The sequence below is a fragment of the Candidatus Coatesbacteria bacterium genome (genome assembly GCA_014728225.1).
In the GTDB taxonomy this organism is placed as follows: Bacteria; RBG-13-66-14; RBG-13-66-14; order RBG-13-66-14; family RBG-13-66-14; genus WJLX01.
Genome location: WJLX01000012.1, coordinates 1 through 17,468, shown reverse-complemented (window position 1 = coordinate 17,468; position 17,468 = coordinate 1). Strand labels below are relative to the sequence as shown.

Annotated in this window: 15 protein-coding genes; 10 read left to right on the top strand and 5 right to left on the bottom strand. The window is 67.1% G+C overall.

Features of this window, described 5'->3' with window-relative positions; all coding sequences use genetic code 11:
* Positions 1–7: 7 nt before the first annotated feature.
* Positions 8–1,270 (bottom strand): tRNA guanosine(34) transglycosylase Tgt, encoded by a 1,263-nt coding sequence (tgt, locus tag GF399_01110; protein MBD3398913.1) that lies wholly within the window; start codon positions 1,268–1,270, stop codon positions 8–10.
* 323 nt (positions 1,271–1,593) lie between these two features.
* Between tgt and GF399_01105 the strand changes: the two genes are divergently transcribed.
* Together GF399_01105 and GF399_01100 are read left to right on the top strand one after the other, a co-directional pair.
* Complete coding sequence (locus GF399_01105; protein ID MBD3398912.1) at positions 1,594–1,965, top strand: hypothetical protein; 372 nt, start codon at positions 1,594–1,596, stop codon at positions 1,963–1,965.
* Positions 1,966–2,059: 94 nt separating this feature from the next.
* The gene (locus tag GF399_01100) at positions 2,060–2,428 is read left to right on the top strand and encodes a hypothetical protein (GenBank protein ID MBD3398911.1); all 369 of its coding nucleotides are present in this window, start codon (positions 2,060–2,062) and stop codon (positions 2,426–2,428) included.
* A 7-nt stretch (positions 2,429–2,435) separates the two neighbouring features.
* Here GF399_01100 and GF399_01095 read toward each other — a convergent pair whose 3' ends face one another.
* The gene (locus GF399_01095; protein ID MBD3398910.1) at positions 2,436–3,311 is read right to left on the bottom strand and encodes an SDR family NAD(P)-dependent oxidoreductase; all 876 of its coding nucleotides are present in this window, start codon (positions 3,309–3,311) and stop codon (positions 2,436–2,438) included.
* Positions 3,312–3,427: 116 nt separating this feature from the next.
* Between GF399_01095 and GF399_01090 the strand changes: the two genes are divergently transcribed.
* Complete coding sequence (locus GF399_01090) at positions 3,428–3,793, top strand: aspartate 1-decarboxylase (protein ID MBD3398909.1); 366 nt, start codon at positions 3,428–3,430, stop codon at positions 3,791–3,793.
* A gap of 176 nt (positions 3,794–3,969) precedes the next feature.
* Complete coding sequence (locus GF399_01085) at positions 3,970–4,467, top strand: hypothetical protein (GenBank protein MBD3398908.1); 498 nt, start codon at positions 3,970–3,972, stop codon at positions 4,465–4,467.
* Here the strand turns inward: GF399_01085 and GF399_01080 are convergent.
* Positions 4,422–5,180, bottom strand: coding sequence for an ATP-binding cassette domain-containing protein (locus GF399_01080; protein ID MBD3398907.1), 759 nt, complete (start codon positions 5,178–5,180; stop codon positions 4,422–4,424). The two genes, GF399_01085 and GF399_01080, sit on opposite strands and share 46 nt — an antisense overlap.
* A 131-nt stretch (positions 5,181–5,311) precedes the next feature.
* Complete coding sequence (locus GF399_01075) at positions 5,312–8,461, bottom strand: tetratricopeptide repeat protein (protein MBD3398906.1); 3,150 nt, start codon at positions 8,459–8,461, stop codon at positions 5,312–5,314.
* A 122-nt stretch (positions 8,462–8,583) separates the two neighbouring features.
* Here GF399_01075 and GF399_01070 point away from each other — a divergent pair, with 122 nt between their 5' ends.
* The 4 genes from GF399_01070 to GF399_01055 all read left to right on the top strand — a co-directional run bounded on the left by GF399_01070 (position 8,584) and on the right by GF399_01055 (position 14,442).
* Positions 8,584–9,852, top strand: a complete 1,269-nt coding sequence (locus GF399_01070; GenBank protein ID MBD3398905.1) for a hypothetical protein — start codon at positions 8,584–8,586, stop codon at positions 9,850–9,852.
* A gap of 284 nt (positions 9,853–10,136) precedes the next feature.
* On the top strand, positions 10,137–11,945 hold the full coding sequence (locus tag GF399_01065) for a M28 family peptidase (GenBank protein ID MBD3398904.1): 1,809 nt from the start codon (positions 10,137–10,139) through the stop codon (positions 11,943–11,945).
* A 618-nt stretch (positions 11,946–12,563) separates the two neighbouring features.
* Positions 12,564–13,088, top strand: coding sequence for a hypothetical protein (locus GF399_01060; protein MBD3398903.1), 525 nt, complete (start codon positions 12,564–12,566; stop codon positions 13,086–13,088).
* A gap of 85 nt (positions 13,089–13,173) precedes the next feature.
* Positions 13,174–14,442, top strand: coding sequence for a hypothetical protein (locus GF399_01055; GenBank protein MBD3398902.1), 1,269 nt, complete (start codon positions 13,174–13,176; stop codon positions 14,440–14,442).
* 309 nt (positions 14,443–14,751) lie between these two features.
* Here the strand turns inward: GF399_01055 and GF399_01050 are convergent, their stop codons facing one another.
* Positions 14,752–15,258, bottom strand: coding sequence for a tetratricopeptide repeat protein (locus GF399_01050; GenBank protein ID MBD3398901.1), 507 nt, complete (start codon positions 15,256–15,258; stop codon positions 14,752–14,754).
* Between the two features lie 137 nt (positions 15,259–15,395).
* Here GF399_01050 and GF399_01045 point away from each other — a divergent pair, with 137 nt between their 5' ends.
* Together GF399_01045 and GF399_01040 are read left to right on the top strand one after the other, a co-directional pair.
* A complete protein-coding gene (locus GF399_01045; protein MBD3398900.1) occupies positions 15,396–16,292 on the top strand; it encodes a GNAT family N-acetyltransferase in 897 nt (298 codons plus the stop codon).
* A gap of 84 nt (positions 16,293–16,376) precedes the next feature.
* A complete protein-coding gene (locus GF399_01040; GenBank protein MBD3398899.1) occupies positions 16,377–17,225 on the top strand; it encodes a DUF3078 domain-containing protein in 849 nt (282 codons plus the stop codon).
* Positions 17,226–17,468: the final 243 nt, after the last annotated feature.

Sequence of the window (17,468 nt, the reverse complement as noted above, 5' to 3'; positions counted from 1 at the left end):
GGCGCCTTCACTCGGGATAGGCCTCGGCGATGCGCTCGGCGAGGGCGGCCGTGCCGCCGTTCTCGATCGCCTGGCGCAGCCGACGCATCAGTTCCAGGTAGAAGTGCAGGTTGTGGTAGGTCACCAGGCGCAGGGCCAGGAACTCGCCGGCCCGGATCAGGTGGGAGAGGTAGGCTCGGCTGTAGCGACGGCAGACCGGACAACCGCACTGCGGGTCCGGTGGACCCTGATCGCTCTTGAAACGGGCGTTGCGCAGGTTGAGCCGGCCGGCCCAGGTGAAGAGCTGGCCGTTGCGGGCGTTGCGTGTCGGCAGGACGCAGTCGAAGAGGTCCACGCCGCGGCCGACGGCGTGAACGATGTCCGCCGGGGTGCCCACCCCCATGACGTAGCGCGGCTTGTCGACGGGCAGCAGCTCGACCGACGCCTCCAGCACCCGGCGATAGATCGACTTGGGCTCGCCGACGGACAGCCCGCCCAGGGCGTAGCCGTCGGCCTCCAGCCCGGCGAGGAACGCCGCCGAGCGGGCGCGCAGCTCCGGGTACATCCCGCCCTGGACGATGGCGAAACAGGCCCGTCGGGTCCCAGCGGCGGCGTTGAGCTCCCGGTGCCGCACCAGGGAGCGCTCCTCCCAATGGTGGGTCAGCTCGAGGGAGCGCCCCACCTCCTCCGGCGTCGCCGGATAGGGGGTGCACTCGTCGAGGACCATGACGATGTCCGTGCCCAGTCGATGCTGAACCTCGACGGAACGTTCCGGGGTCAGCCGGTAGCGCTTGCCGTCCAGCGGCGAGGCGAAGACGACGCCCTCGCGGTCCAGCCGCCTGACGATCGACGGCTCGGTCTCGGGGGCGCCACCGCCTTCGGACACGGCGTTCTCGCCGTCCAGGGGCCCCCAGCCCTCGCCCTTGTCCCTCGCCGTCTCACCGGGCAGGGTGACGCCGCGACCCTTGCGCCCGGAAAGGCTGAAGACCTGGAAGCCGCCCGAATCCGTCAGCAGCGCCGGACCATCCTCCGCCAGGGCCATCAGGCCGCGCAGACCGCCGGCTTCGGCGACCAGCTCCGGCCCCGGCCGCTGCCAGAGATGATAGGTGTTGCAGACGAGCTGCTGGGCGCCCAAACACTCCAGGTCCGCCGAATCCAGCGTCTTGACCGTGGCCTGGGTGGCCACGGGCATGAAGGCCGGCGTCTCGACGGTGCGCCCGCACACCGCGTAACGACCGCGACGGGCGGCGCCGTCGACGGTCGATAACTCGAATTGCAACTCGTTGGTCATGGGCTCCGCCTGCCAGCCGATCAGAACGGCCCGCCGGGGCCGGAGTGCCGAAAAACAGCCCGCCCAAGCCGCCGCCCCGCCCCGGCGCCGTGGAAAGCGCCGGCGCCGGAACTGGCACGGTTTTTGCGGAGGCGCCACCGCCCGCCGATTGGTTGAACTCGCCGAGATGCAAAAACCGTGCCAGTTCCGGCGCGGCCGGGTGTAGACCGGGGCGCCGGCGGCTGTTTTTCGGCACTCCGGTCGGCGGACTGGCAAAAAACCGCCGTGGGTAATATAATCGCCCGGGTCGACGTTAGCTAATCTTCAATCTGCGAGGAGTCTCCATGCGCGTCTTCATCATCTGCACCAACCCGCCCTACGGCAACGAAACCACCCGCAGCGCCCTGCGGATCGCCCGCCGCTTGCTCAAGGAGCCCGGCGTGGAGCTGTCGATCTTTCTGATGGCGGAAGCGGTCTACTGCGCCTGCAAGAGAGCGGAGTACGCCAACGGCTCCTACGGCGAGCTGGAGGCCCAGACGTTCAGCGCGCCGCAACTGGTCTCGCTGATCCTGGAGAAGGCGACGATCTACGCCTGCGGTACCTGCATGGGCGAGCGGGGCTTACAGGACGGCGACATGCTCGAGGGCATCCAGAAGGGTACGATGGATATTCTCAACGAAGAGACGGCGACCGCGGACAAGGTGCTGACCCTCTAGCCGTTCTTCTTTATCGTCTTCGTTGCTGGACCGTATAACCGGCTCAAGCGGGATCGAGAGCCGCAGCGCTTCGATCCCGAGCCTGGAAGGTTGAATGGAACTGGTCTTGGTGATCACCCACCCGCCCTTCGGCAACGACGTCGCCCGGGCGGGATTGCGCCTGGCGCGGCGGATGATGCGCCTGCCCACGGTGCACTTGACGGTCTTTCTGATGTCCGACGGCGTCTATTGCGCCCGCAGCGGACCGCAATACGCCGAAGGGCTCTATAACGTCGAGAAGGGCCTGGGTTACAATCCCCAACAGATGCTGGCCGTGCTGGACAAAGCGGAGATCTTCGCCTGCCGGACGGAGATGGGTGAGCGCGACCTCGGCGAGGAGGACCTGCTGGACTTCGTCACCGTGGCCGGGCTGGACGATGCCGTCGACGCCATCTCGACGGCGGACAAGGTGATGGTTTTCTAGTGCTCCGTCAATCATTTTCCGGGGTTTTTCCTTTTTTGTTCAGACCGGCGTCCCGCCGCATCGACCACTCGACGAAGCTGTAGGGTGCGCAGCGCAGGGCGAAGGTGGCGAGCTTGGATTTGGGTCCGCAGCTCCAGTGCAGAGTGGGCTTGCGGGCCTCGATCGCCCGCAGGATCGTCCGGGCGGCGGTGACCGGTGAGCCCCCCTCGGCCGTGGTCATCGCGGCGAAGCGTTTCTCGACGGTCTCGACGACGGCGCGGTAGGGCGAGGCGCCGTCGTAGGCCGCCGGATGCTTGAGGGAGCCGCGGCCGAAGTTGGTGTCGATGGCGCCGGGCTCGACGCTGACGGCGCGGATGCCGAAGGGTCGCAGCTCGTGGCGCCACTCTTCGGTCAGGGCGATGACGGCGAACTTGGTCGCCGCGTAGAGCCCCATCAGCGGATAGACGACGCGACCGGTGAGCGAGGAGACGTTGACCAGGGTCCGCCGGGGTGATTTATCGCGACGCATCAGCGGCAGCAGCGCCCGGGTCGTCCGCAGGACCCCGAAAACGTTGGTGTCGAACTGGTCGCGGATCTCGGCGTCGGAGAAGTGTTCGAGGATGCCGAAGTAGCTGAAGCCGGCGTTGTTGACCAGATTGGTCAGCCGGCCCTCGCGCCCTTCGAGCTCGGCGGCGGCGGCGCGGATGCTCTGCGGTTCGGTGACGTCCAGCCGCAGCAGCTCGAGTTCCAGCTTCTCCGCCGCGGCCCGTTCCAGCAGGGGGCCGCGCTTGTCCAGGTTACGCATGGTGGCGTAGACCCGGTGGCCCCGCCGGGCGGCCAGCAGCGCCGTCTCCAAGCCGATGCCCGACGAACAGCCCGTGATCAGTGTAATGGCAGGTTCCATCGGCCTTCCCTTCCTTTTCGACCCCGCGGGGTCCGCCTTGACACTCCGAGTGTAGCGGACTATACTTCGCCTGGTCAAACCTCATTGAGCGCCACCGCTACCGAGGAGGCCGTCCCATGGCTCTGCGCCGGATGGTCACAGGCAAGATCCACCGCGCCAACGTCAGCGAAACCGAGCTGGACTACGAGGGCTCGATCGCCCTGGATCCCGACCTCTACGAGGCGGCCGGCTTCCTGCCCGGTGAGCTGCTGCACGTCTTCAACATCGATTCCGGCGACCGCTTCGAGACCTATCTGATCGACGCGGAGCGCGGCTCGGGCACGGTCAGTATCCGCGGGGCGGCGGCCCGCCTGGCCCAGGTCGGCGATCAGGTAATCATCCTGGCCTACCGCCTCCTCGACGACGATGAGCTAGAGGATTACAACCTGCGCGTCGTCTACGTCGACGAAGACAACGCCATCAGCGACCTCGAGGACAAGTAGGCTCCACAGCGGCAGCGCGTCGTAAATCCCCGTTATTTTCGGGGGTTTTTGACATTTCTTGTCAGAATGAGTTAATCTCGTTGCAGACTTTCGTTGCAGTCATGGATAAGAAGCAGTTCGCGACTCAGCGGCAATTCGATGGCAATACGATACGGTAATGCCGAAAGGTGAAAACCTTGAGCGACTCCAACACCCACTCCGACCTGCCCGATCTGACCTGGTACATTGAGGGTGAACTGGCCGCCATGGGCAAGCCGGGCACCTATACGGGGCTGCGGCGCGAGCTGGAGGCCCTGAGGCAGCTCGGTATCCGCCGCCTGCTGACCCTGACCGAGGTACCCCTGGGCGTCGGGCTGGGCAAACTACCCTTCAGCCGCATCGAACACCTGCCGATCGTCGACTTCACCGCCCCGAGCATCGCCGAGCTGCGTCGCGCCGTGGCGGTCATCGAGGAGGCCCGCCGGGCCGGCGAGGCGATCCTCGTCCACTGCTACATGGGTCTGGGACGGACCGGCACCGTCATCGCCGCCTATCTGATCAGCCGGGGCTGGGATGCCGAGGAGGCCGTCGATTACGTCCGTCGCCTGCGCCCGGGCTCGATCCAGACCGAGAGTCAACTCAACGCTGTCTACGAGTTCGCCGCCCGGCTCGAGGAGTGCCCCGGCGACGACTGAGCGAGTACCAAAGTCAACCCGGCGGCCGCACCTAGCGAGCCCGGTTCCGCCGCAGCCGCGACCACCAAACGATCGGCGGCCGCTTTTTTTATCGCCCCCACCAAATCGTCGATCCGGCCCGGGTCCAATCCGGCAGCGGGATCATCCAGCAGCAGCGCCCGGGGCCGCAGAGCCAGCCGCGCCCCCAGGGCCAGAGCCAGCCGCCCCCAGCGGCACAGCTCACCCAGCCGCGTTGCATCGTCGTGATAAAGCCCCGTCAGCTCCGCGGCCCAAGCCCGGGCTTCGTCGGACAGCTCCCCCACCCGCTCCTCCAACTGCCAGGCCGCGGGTTCCGGCCCCAGATAGAGGTTTCCGGCGAACAGCCGACGGCGGCGACGCCCACCCCGGCGCCGCGTCGGCCGACCGTCGATAAACAACTCACCGGCGGCCGGTTTGAGCGCGCCCGCCAGCAGCAGCAACAGGCTGGTCTTGCCGCAGCCCGCCGGACCCCGAATCAGCGCCAAACCCCGCTCCGGCAGGCGCCAATTCAGCCCCGCCGCGACGGTGAAGCGCTTCCGGCGGATGAAGGGTCCGCCCAGGCCGCAGGCCCGTTCCAGACTGACGTCGCGCAACTCCAGCATGATGCCGATTGTACTACCCCGCCCACCCCGGGGCAAACCCGCCCGCTCCACCCCGGGCCGCCCGCCGGCCCCGTCACGGTTCTTGCGCGGCAACGCCCCCCGCAGCGGGGGGCGTTGCGCAATAACCGCGCCGGGGCCTGGGTAGACGGCCGTAAGGCGTGTGTTACCCGCCCCGAACCGCTCCCCGGGGGAGCGGGGATGGGCGGGGCGGGCCGCGGGACGGCTCAGGGCCGGGCGAGCTCCGCCAGCAGCGCCTGGTAGCCCCGGTTGTAGTCCTCGGGGGCTTCGAGCTTGACGACGGGCATGCCGCGTTCCCGGCGCAGCTCGGCGGCTTGGAGGGCGAAATAGCGCGGAGTGCGCTCGTCGTCGGCCAGCCGGGCGATCAGCCGGGCGGCGGGGTCCATGGGCAGGACCCTCGACAACTCCAGCCCCAGCAGCAGGCCGCAATCGTCGACTTCACCGTTCTCCTCGGCGATCTGCAGGCGGCGGGCCTCGTCAAGCTCTGCAGCCGGGTCCGCGCCGCTCGAGCGCAGCGACAGCCCCCGCAGGGTGTGCAGGCCGATCCCGATGACGCCGCCGCTTTCATCGGTTTCGCCGCTCAGGCAGCGGTGGAAATCGGCGGCGATACTCTCCAGCTCGGCGAGCGTTCGCCGGTTGTCTCCGGCGGCGAGACGGGCCCAGACCTGGTAGAGTTCCACCTGCAGCCTGGGCCTCCAGTACTCTTTCAGCGAGTAATGCTCGAGGCTGCGGGTGAAGTGGGCGAGGGCGGCGTGGGGATCGTCGTTGAAGAGTTCGAGTCGACCCAGATACCTCTCGACGTAGGCGATCAGCGGAGAGACGCGTTCTTCGTGATAGCTGCTCAACGCCGAATCGAGCATTCTGCGACCCTCGTCGTATTGGCCCTCGTCGGTCAGCGCGATGCCCAGCTCGCTGCGGGCGTTGTTCTGCCAGTAGACATCGCCGATCTCCTGGAACAACTCCAGGGAGCGCCGCGCCGTGATGAGGTTGACGCGCCCCCGGTGCAATTTGTTACCGACCTCGCTGAGGGCCGAACGCCCCAGGGCGCTGCCGTGGAGGTAGGTGATTTCGTCGGCGATGCGCACGGCCTCGGCGTGATGCTCGTAGGCGGTGCGCAGGTCGCCCAGGTGGTTGTAGATGTCGGCCACGGTGATCAGGCAGTTGACCACGCCGGTCCGGCGGCCCTCGCGGCGGTTGATCTCCAGAGCCTCGTTGCAGTACTCGAGCCCCTGGTGCAGGTTGCCGCTGGCGTTCTCGATATCGCCGATGGCCAGCAGCGCGCTGGCCAGACTCATGGGCCTGTCCAGCCGTCGAGCCAGTTCGAGGGCCTTGATGAAGTATTCGCGGGCCTTGTCGATCTGAAAGGTGCGGAAGTAGGCCGCGCCGAGGCGGTAGATGACGTAGTAGGCGTTGCTGACGTCGTCGAGTTTCTCGAAGATCTCGTAGGAGCGCCGGGCGTAATCGATCGACTCCTTGTAGCGCCCCAGGGAGGCCAGGGAGGAGGCCTGGGCGGCCAGCAGCAGACCGTCGGCGCGATCGTCCCGTCGCGGCAGGACCTCCAGGCCCCGGCGACTGAGCTCCAGGTGCTCGCGGTGGCGGTAGGTCGCGTTGATGTAGGCGGAGAAGACCTCGAGATAATCGGCGAGCAGCTCGCGATCGCCGGTGTTCAGGGCGTAACCGTAGGCGGCGTTGAGATTGTCGGCTTCGCGGCGGCACTCCTGCAGAGCGGCGCCCTCTTCCCGGCTGAGACCCTTGCGCCGCCGCTGCAGGAACTCGTTGAAGTACTCGACATGGGCCAGGCGCAGCTTCTCCCGTCGCTCGGGTTCCGCCGCCAGTTTCTCCTCGGCGAAGACGCGCACCACTTCGTGCATCCGATAGCGTTTGTCGCTGCCCCGTTCCAGCAGGGACTTATCCACCAGCTTCATCAGCTCCCGGGGGCCGACGCCGAGGACGGCCTTGGCGGCGGCGCGGTCGCAACCGCCGCGGAAGACGGCCAGCGAGCTGAAGACGGTCCGCTCCCCTTCGCTCAGCAGGCGCCAGGAGTAGTCGACCACCCCGAGGAGGCTGCGGTGGCGTTCGGGCAGATCGCGCAGCTCGGTGTCGAGGAAGTCCAACCCGCTCTCGAGTTCCTCGACGATCTCGGCGGGCTCCAGGGTGCGCACCCAACTGGCCGCCAGCTCGATCCCCAAGGGCATCCCACCGACCAGGCTGCAGACGCGGATAACCTGGCGCACGTTGTCCGGGGTGATGACGAAGTCGGGCTCCAGACGCCGGGCGCTCTCCAGGAACAGGTGCAGGGCGCTGTAATGATCCTCGGGCGCGGGCTCCCAGTGCCGGGGGAATTGCAGGCCGGCGATGGTGTAGAGCTGCTCGCCCCGCAGGTTGAGGCGGGTCCGGCTCGTGGCCAGCACGTTAATCGACGGGGCGCGCTCGTTGATATCGGCCACCAGCTCGACCCCGGCAGTCAGGTGCTCGAAGTTGTCGAGGACCAGCAGCAGGCGCTTGCCCTCGAGATAGTTGAGCAGCTGCTCCTGGGGCTCCGAGCCGGGCGAAAAGCTGTACGACAAAGCTTCGGCGACGGCGGGGACCAGTTGCTCGACGTCGGCCAGCGGCGCCAGGGGGACGAAGTAGACGCCGTCGTCGTAGCGGTCGAGCCGCTCGGCGGCCACCTGGAGGGCCAGACGGGTCTTGCCCATCCCGCCGGGGCCGGTGATCGTCAGCAGGCGGGCGCCTTCCTTATCGAGGAGCCGGTGCAGTTCGTGGCGCTCCTCGACGCGGCCGACGAAGGGGGTCGACTGGGGCGGCAGGTTGTTGGGTCGGGCGCTCATCGTGCGCAGCTCGGGAAAGCTGCGCAGGGGGAGCTCGGGGTGGTCGAGGGCCAGGATCTCCTGGGGCCGGTCCAGGTCGCGCAACTGGTGCGAGCCCAGCTCGACCAGTTCGGCCCCTTCGGGCAGGGGTCCGTAGTCGGCGGCGCTGGGGGAGAGCAGGATCTGACCGCCCCAGCCGGCGTCGCAGAGCCGGGCCGTACGGTTGATCACCGGACCGAAATAGTCCTCGCCGAGGCGCTCGGCTTCGCCGGCGTGCAGGGCCGTGCGCACCCGCAGATCGCCGACGGGTTTCCAGTCCGCCGCGCCGATCCGCCGCTGCAGGCTCAGGGCGCAGCCCAGGGGATCGCCGCCTTCGTTGAAGATGATAAAGAAGCCGTCACCCAGATGCTTGAGGATCCGCCCGCCGAACTCGGTGACGGTCTGCTCCACCAGGCGGTCGTGGCGCTCGAGAATCTCGGCCATCGCCCGGCCGTGCTTCTCCCACAGCCGGGTCGAACCCTGGATGTCGGTGAACATGAACAGCGGCAAAGTCGCCCTCCCGGGGACTCGCGGTAGAATCGACCCTGGACGGCTAATAGCATAGCCGATTGGAGGCCGGTACTGCAAGGGGCATCAACGACGGCATTGACCCGGGCGTCCGGGGTGCTATAATGGACGCGATGAAACACCTGCGCCGACCGTTCTGGAGCCTGACCGCCGCCGCGCTGCTGGCCTGGGGTATCCTCGCCCCGGCGACGGCCCGCACCTCGATCACCGGCCAGACCTACTCAAACACCGACTACGGCTTCCAGGTCACCGCCCCGGCGGGCTGGAGCGTGGAAAAGAACGTCGGCGCCGCCCTGGTCCTGCTGCAGAGCCCCGACGGCCGCGTCGGCTTCCGCGTCTACGTCGACGTGATGGACTCCCTCGACACCCCGTCGGACCATCGCAAGCTGGCCCGCAACAGCTACGGCGTTCGCGGCGCCGAAACCAGCGTCCAGGCCCTGATCGAGGCCTGGGAGGGCCGGGAGCCCGAACTGCTGCCCCGGCCGATCGAATACAGCGCCGAACCCCTCGTCGGCGAGCTCGACGACGAGGCGCTGCCCGAGGAGGGCCTCGATCCTGAAGCGTACCCGGAAACGCCCCCCGAGAGCGAGCAGCCGACACCCGCGCCGGAAACGCCTAGCGACGAACCCGCCGACGACGACCCCGACGCCGGTGAGGTGATCATCGAGGATATGACGGTGATGGAAGGGCTGATAGCCCTCCAGCAGACCACGGGCGTGCCCTACAAGACCCCGGAGGTCCGCGCCGCCGAGGCTGAAAGCGCCGCGGATCAGGAAGAGCTGGACGAGATGGCCGAACTGCTGCGGGAACTGGCCAGCGGCGAACCCTACCTGGCCGTCTACGATGACGGCGTCACCGATCCCGTCAGCGCAACCACCGTAACGACCAGGCACGTCGTCTGCTACCTGCTGCGCAACAGCGTCGGCTACACCATGCAGGCCAGCCTGCCCGCCGACGAGTTCCACGCCCACCTGCGCGAATTGATCTCGATCTTCAACTCCCTGCGCATCCCCACCCTCGACGGCGGACGCTACGGCCGCTCCGACACCATCGAGATGGACCCCCAGACCACCGGCGTCGTCGTCGGTCGGGTGCTGATCCGGGGCACCGCCGTCCCGGGAGCCACGGTGGCGGTCTACCGCACCCGGGAGGAATACGAGGAGAGCCGCCCCTACAAGACCACCACCAGCAACTACATCGGCGAGTTCCAGCTCGTCGGGGTGGCGCCCGGAACCTACTACCTCCTGGAAGCCCGGGCCCTCCTCGGCGAGGAAGACCCCACCGAGCTGCGCACCCTGCAGCCGATGACCAACCTCAAGGTCCGCCGCGGCTTCGCCAGCTTCGTCAACCTCGAACTCTACCAGGTCGAGTGAGCCGTCCCGCTCCGCCGCCCGAGAGACCGTTGACGCAAGGCCCGCCGCGCCGACACCCGACAACGCCACGGCGGTCGGAACCGGCACGGTTTTTGCATCTCGGCGACCGTTACGGCCGACGTTAACGGTCGGCCTCCGCAAAAACCGTGCCGGTTCCGACCGCGACGAGCCCGACCGCGCAGCCGTTTCGTCAACGGTCTCTCGGGCGCTGCTCCGGTATCAACCGCCCGCCCTTCGACCACCAACGCGATGGAGTTCGTATGTCGATCCGCCGAGCGATTTCCTTGATTTCTTTGTTGTTTCTGCTGTTGCTCGCCGTCGCTGGCGGCGCCGCCGATCTGGTGCTGTACGAGGGCGACGTTCCGCCCGCGGACGCCCGGATCGTTCTTCGGGGCGCCGACTACGCGGTCTGCCTCGGCGAGGCGACGCCCGACGCCGTCGTCCTGGACCGTGACGCCGAGACCCGGGAGTACCTGCGTGTTCTGGTCAACGATCCGGCCGCGGTGGGCAAAGCGGCCGAACTGGGCGTGGTCGTCTGGCGGCGGGACCAGCTCTATCTGGTGCGCTGGAACGGCGAGCTGCCGCCGGGCTTCAACCTCGAGGGTCTCCACGGCGTCCTGCCCCTGCGAACGGCCTCGCCGGCGCGCATGGTCGAAAGCTCGGGCGGTCCGTCACCGGCGTGGTCCGACGACCAGGAGTTGAGCGAGATCGTCGACGCCGTCAGCGAGGACGAGATCAAGGACGTCATCCAGGAGCTGGAGGACTTCGTCACCCGCAGCGCCCGGCACGATCAGTATTACCAGTCCTGCCTCTACGCCGAGGACTATCTGGACGGTTTGGGCCTGGACGGAGAGATTCAGACCTTCACCGCCGACCCCTGGTACGGCAGCACCTTCACCTGCTACAACGTCATCGCCGAGCAGCCGGGGCAGGTCACGCCGGAGGAGATCTACATCATCTGCGGCCACCTGGACTCGACGGCGGGTTATCCCTGGAACAGCGAGGACGACGCCCCCGGGGCCGACGACAACGGCAGCGGCGCCGCCGCCGTACTCGAGGCCGCCCGCGTCCTCTCCCAGTATGAATTCGACGCCACCCTGCGCTACATCTGCTTCGGCGCCGAGGAGCAGGGGCTGTGCGGCAGCACCTACTACGCCGACCAGGCCTACGCCGCCGGCGACGACATCCAGGGCGTGATCAACGTCGACATGGTGTTGTGGGACGGCCTGGAGGGCTACACCGTCTGGGTGCCCTACGACGGCCAATCCAGCGATCTGGCCACGGGGCTGGAGACCTTCGCCGCCGAGTACGTCCCGGACCTGAACGTCGCCACCAGCTACGACCCCGCCTTCGAGTGGAGCGACCACTCGCCGTTCTGGGACAACGGCTACCCCGCCCTGTTGCTGATCGAGAACGATTACGACGAGAACCCGCATTACCATTCCACCACGGACCTGCTGGCCAACTACGAGGATTACTGGCCCTTCGGCACCGACGTCCTGCGCGCCGCGGTAGGTTACACCGCCGCCCTGGCCGACCCCCTCGAGGACTTCCCCGTCGGCGCGGTCGAGCTGAGCGCGGCGCCCGGCGGGGACGGCGTCCTGGTCGACTGGGCCGTCGAGGGCGAGCCCCCCGCCGGCCTTCGCGTCCTGCGGGGCCGGGAGAATCCCATCGCCGTCTCGGGTGCCCTCGACGGGCGAACCACCCGCTGGCTGGACCGGGGCGTCACCCCCGGCGAGGCTTACTCCTACTGGCTGGAGATCACCGGGGACGCGGGCGCGGTCGAGCGCTACGGCCCGACGGAGGCCGTCGTCGCGCCACCGCAGACGCAGCGGCTGACCCTTCACGAGCCCTATCCCAGCCCGGCCGCCGACGCCCTGACGCTCAGCTACACCCTGCCCGAGGGCTGCGCCTCAGCGACGCTGACTATCTATGATCTCACCGGCCGCCGGATAACTACGGAAACCCTGGAGGCGACCCCCGGTCGTCACACCCTCCTCCTCGATGTGGAACAATACCAACCGGGCGTCTACCTCGCCCGACTGGCGGGAGAAGGTTCAGGGGCGACCCGACGGTTTGTGATCAGCCGTTGACCCACCGGATCGGTTTCCCTCTCCGCCGGGGAGGAAGATCGTTCACGGGCCGGGGTGAGAAAGGAACGGATCAACCACCCAGGACGAAGCGTGGGCTGACTCCTCTGGCCCCGGCCGCAACCCGATAGCCCTGTCGGGCGGGCTCTGCGAGCCAGCCGGTCACCCCTTAACGGCGAACCGCCCCCAACCCTGATCCACGGCGGCCCACGCCAGGGTCTGCCCGCCAGCAGGGCATTACCAATGGTAGTTCGCGGGCGGGTCTAATAAACCCGCCCGCACAGCAGCACGTCTTACACTGCTGATACCCGCCGGGGCGATGAGCTCCCCCTCGCCCGTCGCGCATCTCGCCGGACGCCCGCCATCCGGCAACAAGCGAGGGCCGGCGCATTTCTTGCGCAACGAACCCGACCAAGGGTTCGTTGCAAGTGCAAGAAATGTGACGGCCCGGTGCAATACGGCAAAGGCGTTCCGCTTACCAGGCAACCCCGGACCGGTGATCCGCGAGCGGAAATGACAAACCGGCCCGAAAACCCCGCAAACACCTCTGCAAACTAATCCAGCACCCGCTATAATTTACTAATGTCGTTCCAACCCACCTTCACCATCAAGGAGGAAAAGATGCGTGGCAGAATCCTACTCGTCTTTACGCTGCTGCTGGCGGTATCCGCCGTTGCGATGACCATCCGGGTCGATGAAAGCGGCAACATGCTCAAAGTGGAACAACGCGCCACCGCCGAACTCGAAGGCGGACGCCGCGCCGTCAATATCTTCCTGGAATGGGGCAACCTCGAAGGCGTCGACGGAGTCGGTTTCCAGAAATTCAACGGCTTCGTCGCTCCCGAGCACGGCGAATGCCGGGTGGTGGATGTGCGGATGTTCGACCACGGCGGCAAGTACGAGAACGGTCTCGACGACAAAGTTACCCACGACGGCCCGGCCTACGTCCGCTGGCGGGCCAGCACCGTCGGCAAGACCGACGGCCTAACCGTCCGCGTGATCACCAATCGCGACACCGTCGTCCATATCAAGGTCGGCGATTGGCACGGCGAGTTCAAAATCGCCGCCGGCAACCTCGTCGAAGACTCCCTGCAGGAATCGACCTCGGTCTGGAACCCCGACGGACCGGCCATCGACGCGCCCTGAACAACGAGCCGCAAGAGGATGGAAACGAACAGGAGACGCGGTCTCCAGCTTGCCAAGCCTGTCGCTATCGACTATGATGAACTTGATGAAAAGCCGTCCGCCAGCCTGGCTGCTCGTTACCCTCTACGCCGCCACGGGAGTACCCGCCGCCGCCCAGGGAGCCGCCAGCCTGCAACTCGATTCCGCCGGCAACGTCCTGCGCCTCGAACAGGTCTCCCGGCGCGAGATCAACGACGAGCGCGCCCAGCTGGTCTTCGAACTCGAGTGGGGCAACCTCGACAACCGACCCGGGGTTGGACTGAACTATTTCGACGGCTTCCTCGACCCCGAGCAAAGCCCCTGCACGGTCATCAACCATGAGCTGCTGGACTCCGGCGGCGATTATGACTCCGGCGGCGACGACGCCGTCGTCGACAAAGGCCCCGATTACCTCAGTTGGCGCGCCAGCTCGCAGAACGACACCGACGGACTGACCTTCGGGATTACGGTCACCGGTGAAGAGATCGTTCACCTGCATCTGGGCGATTGGCTGGGCGAATTCGTCGTAGATCTCAACGGAATGCACGAACGCTCGCTGACCCGCTCGGTGACCAACTGGACCATGGGCGGACCGCCCGAGGAGGGCGAGGTCGGACCCAACCGCGCCAACGCCTGGCTCCACGACGACAACCGGACCGTCAAGATTCGCTGGGGCAATCTCGATGCCTTCCCCAGCACACCCTTCGAAACCTTCGACGGCGAGGTGACCGTCGTCGTCGGTCGGGCCGAGCTCTCTGTCACCGACACCCACTCCTGGGAAAGCGACGGCTCCTACTCCAGCGGCTCCAACGACCGCATCCTCGAAGACGGCCCCGACGTCGTCCGCTGGGAGGCTTCCGTTCGCCCCGCCGACGGCGACGGCCTCAACGTCCACGTCGAACCCCGGGGCGGCGACGCCCGGGTCCGAGTCACCGCCGGCGACTTCGAACGGGTGATCCTGATCAGCGCCGTCGGCGATCACAACCGCGCCAACGCCTGGCTTCACGACGACGGCCGAACCATCAAAATCCGCTGGGGCAACCTCGACCGCTACGACAACCCGCCCTTCGAGGGCTTCGACGGCTCCGCCGAGATCATCGAGGGCGAGGGCACCCTGCTGGCCGACTACGAACTCGGCTTCGAAAAGGGCGGCGACTACGCCGCCGGCGAGGACGACCGCGTCCTCGAAGCCACCGCCACCCGGGTCACCTGGCAGGCCTCCGTCGACGGCGACTCCGACGGACTCAACATTCGCGTCAACCCCGAAAGCGAACGGGTCAAAGTCCGCGTCAAGGTCGGCGAACGAACCTTCAACATCACCGTCAAAAACGGTTAGCCGGCGGAACTTTGAAAAACAGGCCTCGCCGACGCAGCGCGAGTTGATAGGACTCCCGCCGGAACCGGCACGGTTTTTGCGGAGGCCGACCGTTATCAATCGGTCGTAACGGTCGCCGAGATGCAAAAACCGTGCCGGTTCCGGCGGGGAAAGGCGGTGTGGCGGACTAGGTTCCGCAACCCTTTTTCAAAGTTCCGCCGGCGTCGCTCCGACTAAACTACGGTTCAGCATCAATCCTGCGGAAAAGCAATCGAGCCCCCGGGGGCTCGTCTTTTTCCGCCGCTGGTCCGTGGTTGGTCAGTGGGTTGGTCAGTGCCGACCGTTGCCGCCGTTCTCCTGCTCCAGTTTGGCCAGCCGGGCGATCAGGCGGCGGATCTCCTCCCGCTCCGTGGCCTCGGGACGCAGCTCGAGGTAGCGCTCCAGGTTGGCGATGGCCCGCTTGTACTGGGTAGTCGCCCCGGCGTAGGCCATCCCCAGTAAAAAATAGGTGTCGGCGTCATCGGGGCTGAGCTTGAGTTCCTTCTCGAAGACGGTGATCGCCTGCTCGTACTGGCCGATCTCGCTGTAGGCCAGGCCGAGGTTGTGATAGGCCAGGAAGAGGTCGGTCTTGATGGCCAAGGCGCGATTGAGGTCCTTGACGGCCTGCTCGTACCAGGGGTCCTCGCCCTCGAGGCGGACCTGGAACCCGCGACCGCACCAGGCGCAGCGTACCCGGGGCTGGGGCCGGGTGGGGTAGGAGCGCCGGCCGCAGTACGGGCAGCGCACAGGCTCCAAACCGTTGAAGTCGCGCTCCAGGCCTTGGGGTTTGTCTTCCATTACCGCACCGCCTCGGTGGTTATCGATTGCTCAAGTATAGACCGTCGAGCGGCGGATTGCCAGGTCCGCTCGTCCGGGCGTGGATATGCTATAGTTGTCTAGTATTTGGATAACGCTCGCGGGCTAGGGGAGGTTCCTTGGCAGACTTCGACGAGCTCAGCTTTCGTCCCGCCCGGCCGGCCGACGCCGAGCCGATTCGGCAAATGGTCCGCACCATCTGGGAGGGTCACGACTACCTCGTTGTCTCCATCGATCGCCGGATCGCCGAAGGCGGCGTCTACGTCGCCGAGTTGCGGGACCGCCTGGTCGGCGTCAGCCGGGTGCGTCGCCTGGCCGACGACGAATGGTGGCTCGAGGGACTGCGCGTCGACCCGCAGCAGTGGGGTCTGGGGCTGGGTCGACGGCTCCACGAGTTCACCATGGCCGAGCTGCACCGGCTGGGACACGGTATGGCCCGCTGGTCGACGGCGGACAGCAACCGTTCCGTCGGTTTCGCCGCCGGCAGCGGCTTCCGCAAGGTGCTCGTTTTACCCTTCGCGGGCTATCCTTACTCTCGGGAAAAACCATTGGAAAACCGCGCCGCAGTCACCGCCGGAACCGACGATCTGGCCCTCGTCGACATCGACGAGCCCGGGGTGCTCGATTTCCTGCTGGCCGGCTGTCGCGAGCACTACGCCGGACTGTTGTCCCGGGGCTGGGTGCTGCCCGCGGCCACGGCGCAGCGCCTGCGGGAAGCCCTGGGTGGACGACCGATCCTGGTCCGGCGGGGACCGCGGGGCCTGCGCGCCGCGGCGCCGCTCTACGCCGGCGATCCCCGTCCCGATCACCTCTATCTCAGCGCCGTCAGCGGCGAGCCGGCGGCCTTCGACGCGGCCTTCGTCCAGGCCCTGGGACGGCTGATCCGCCACCTGCATCCCGGGGCCGACCTCTGGACCCCGGTGCCTTTGCCGTTGGAAAAAACCTTCCTGGCCGCCGGCCTGCGCGGCGAGGAGGGCTTCAACTGGATGTACGTCTACGAACTGTCGCTCGGTTGAGCCGGACCGGTGGAAGGTCTACGGGGCGGTCCCGTGATCACGAATCACCCGCAGCGCAGCCGTCGTTACAACGGAAAGGAAACCATGCATTCCACCCTGTGCCTGTTGATACTCCTCGCCCTGGTCGTCCCCCTGGCCGCCCAGGAAGAGCCCGCCGAGAAAGCGAACGGTCCCTGGAGCTACAGCCTGCATCTCAGCGCCGGTCTCTCCCAGGCCTCCTTCAGCAACTGGGCCGCCGGCGGCGAGAACTCCCTGGCCTATACCTCCGGCCTCGAGGGTACCCTGGACTACGAGCCCGGCGAGTTCTTCTGGAACAGCGAACTCAGCCTGGCCTTCGCCCAGACCAAGCAGGGCGACGAGGACTTCCGCACCTCGGCGGACAGCATCGACTTCGCCACCCGCTCCGGTTACGCCCTCTCGCCCCTGGCGCGGCTGTTCGCCGAGGCCACCCTGACTACCCAGTTCGCCCCGGGCTACGACTATGAGACAGAGCCGCCGGTGGCGGTCTCGGCCTTCGCCGATCCGCTCTACATGAGCCAGTCCGCCGGGGTGGAGAGCAAGTGGTTCGAGTGGTGGAGCACCCGGCTGTCCTTCGGTCTCAAGGAGACCCTGACCGACGAGTACACCGTCTGGTCCGACGATCCGGAAACGACCGAGGTCGAGACCGCGAAGATCGAGGGCGGCGCCTTCTTCACCAGCCACTGGCAGTTGGCCGTCAACGAGATCGTCAGCTTCGATTCCCAGCTCGACATCTTCGCCCCCTTCGACGAGCTGACGGTGATGGACGTCGACTGGGTCAACAGCCTGGGCGTCTCACTGACGGGTTGGCTGGAGCTCAGCGCCGGGCTCAAGCTGCGCTACGACGAGGACGAGATCACCGAGGTCCAGCTTTCCCAGACCAGCGCTCTGCAGGTGACGGTCAAGCTGCCCTAGGCGTACTACCACCGTTAGGCCGGCGGCGTCACGGTTCTTGCTCACCGCGGTCTCCCTTTTCGGGAGACCGCGGGCAACAACCGCGCCGCCGCCTGCGCCGTGGAGCAAACCGGACGGGTCGGCCCGTCCGGTTTGGTTATCGCGGGTTTGGCTGAGGTGCTAATCCAGGGCTTTGATCGCCCCCCAGGAGGCGGGGTGGACGGGGCTGTTGGGGGTGCCCTCGACAGTGAAGAAGGCGCTGTG

Coding starts and splice junctions, on each gene's coding strand:
- tgt (MBD3398913.1), bottom strand. CDS start 1,270: ATGACCAACGAGTTGCAATTCGAGTTATCGACCGTCGACGGCGCCGCC.
- GF399_01105 (MBD3398912.1), top strand. CDS start 1,594: ATGCGCGTCTTCATCATCTGCACCAACCCGCCCTACGGCAACGAAACC.
- GF399_01100 (MBD3398911.1), top strand. CDS start 2,060: ATGGAACTGGTCTTGGTGATCACCCACCCGCCCTTCGGCAACGACGTC.
- GF399_01095 (MBD3398910.1), bottom strand. CDS start 3,311: ATGGAACCTGCCATTACACTGATCACGGGCTGTTCGTCGGGCATCGGC.
- GF399_01090 (MBD3398909.1), top strand. CDS start 3,428: ATGGCTCTGCGCCGGATGGTCACAGGCAAGATCCACCGCGCCAACGTC.
- GF399_01070 (MBD3398905.1), top strand. CDS start 8,584: ATGGACGCGATGAAACACCTGCGCCGACCGTTCTGGAGCCTGACCGCC.
- GF399_01060 (MBD3398903.1), top strand. CDS start 12,564: ATGCGTGGCAGAATCCTACTCGTCTTTACGCTGCTGCTGGCGGTATCC.
- GF399_01055 (MBD3398902.1), top strand. CDS start 13,174: ATGAAAAGCCGTCCGCCAGCCTGGCTGCTCGTTACCCTCTACGCCGCC.
- GF399_01050 (MBD3398901.1), bottom strand. CDS start 15,258: ATGGAAGACAAACCCCAAGGCCTGGAGCGCGACTTCAACGGTTTGGAG.
- GF399_01040 (MBD3398899.1), top strand. CDS start 16,377: ATGCATTCCACCCTGTGCCTGTTGATACTCCTCGCCCTGGTCGTCCCC.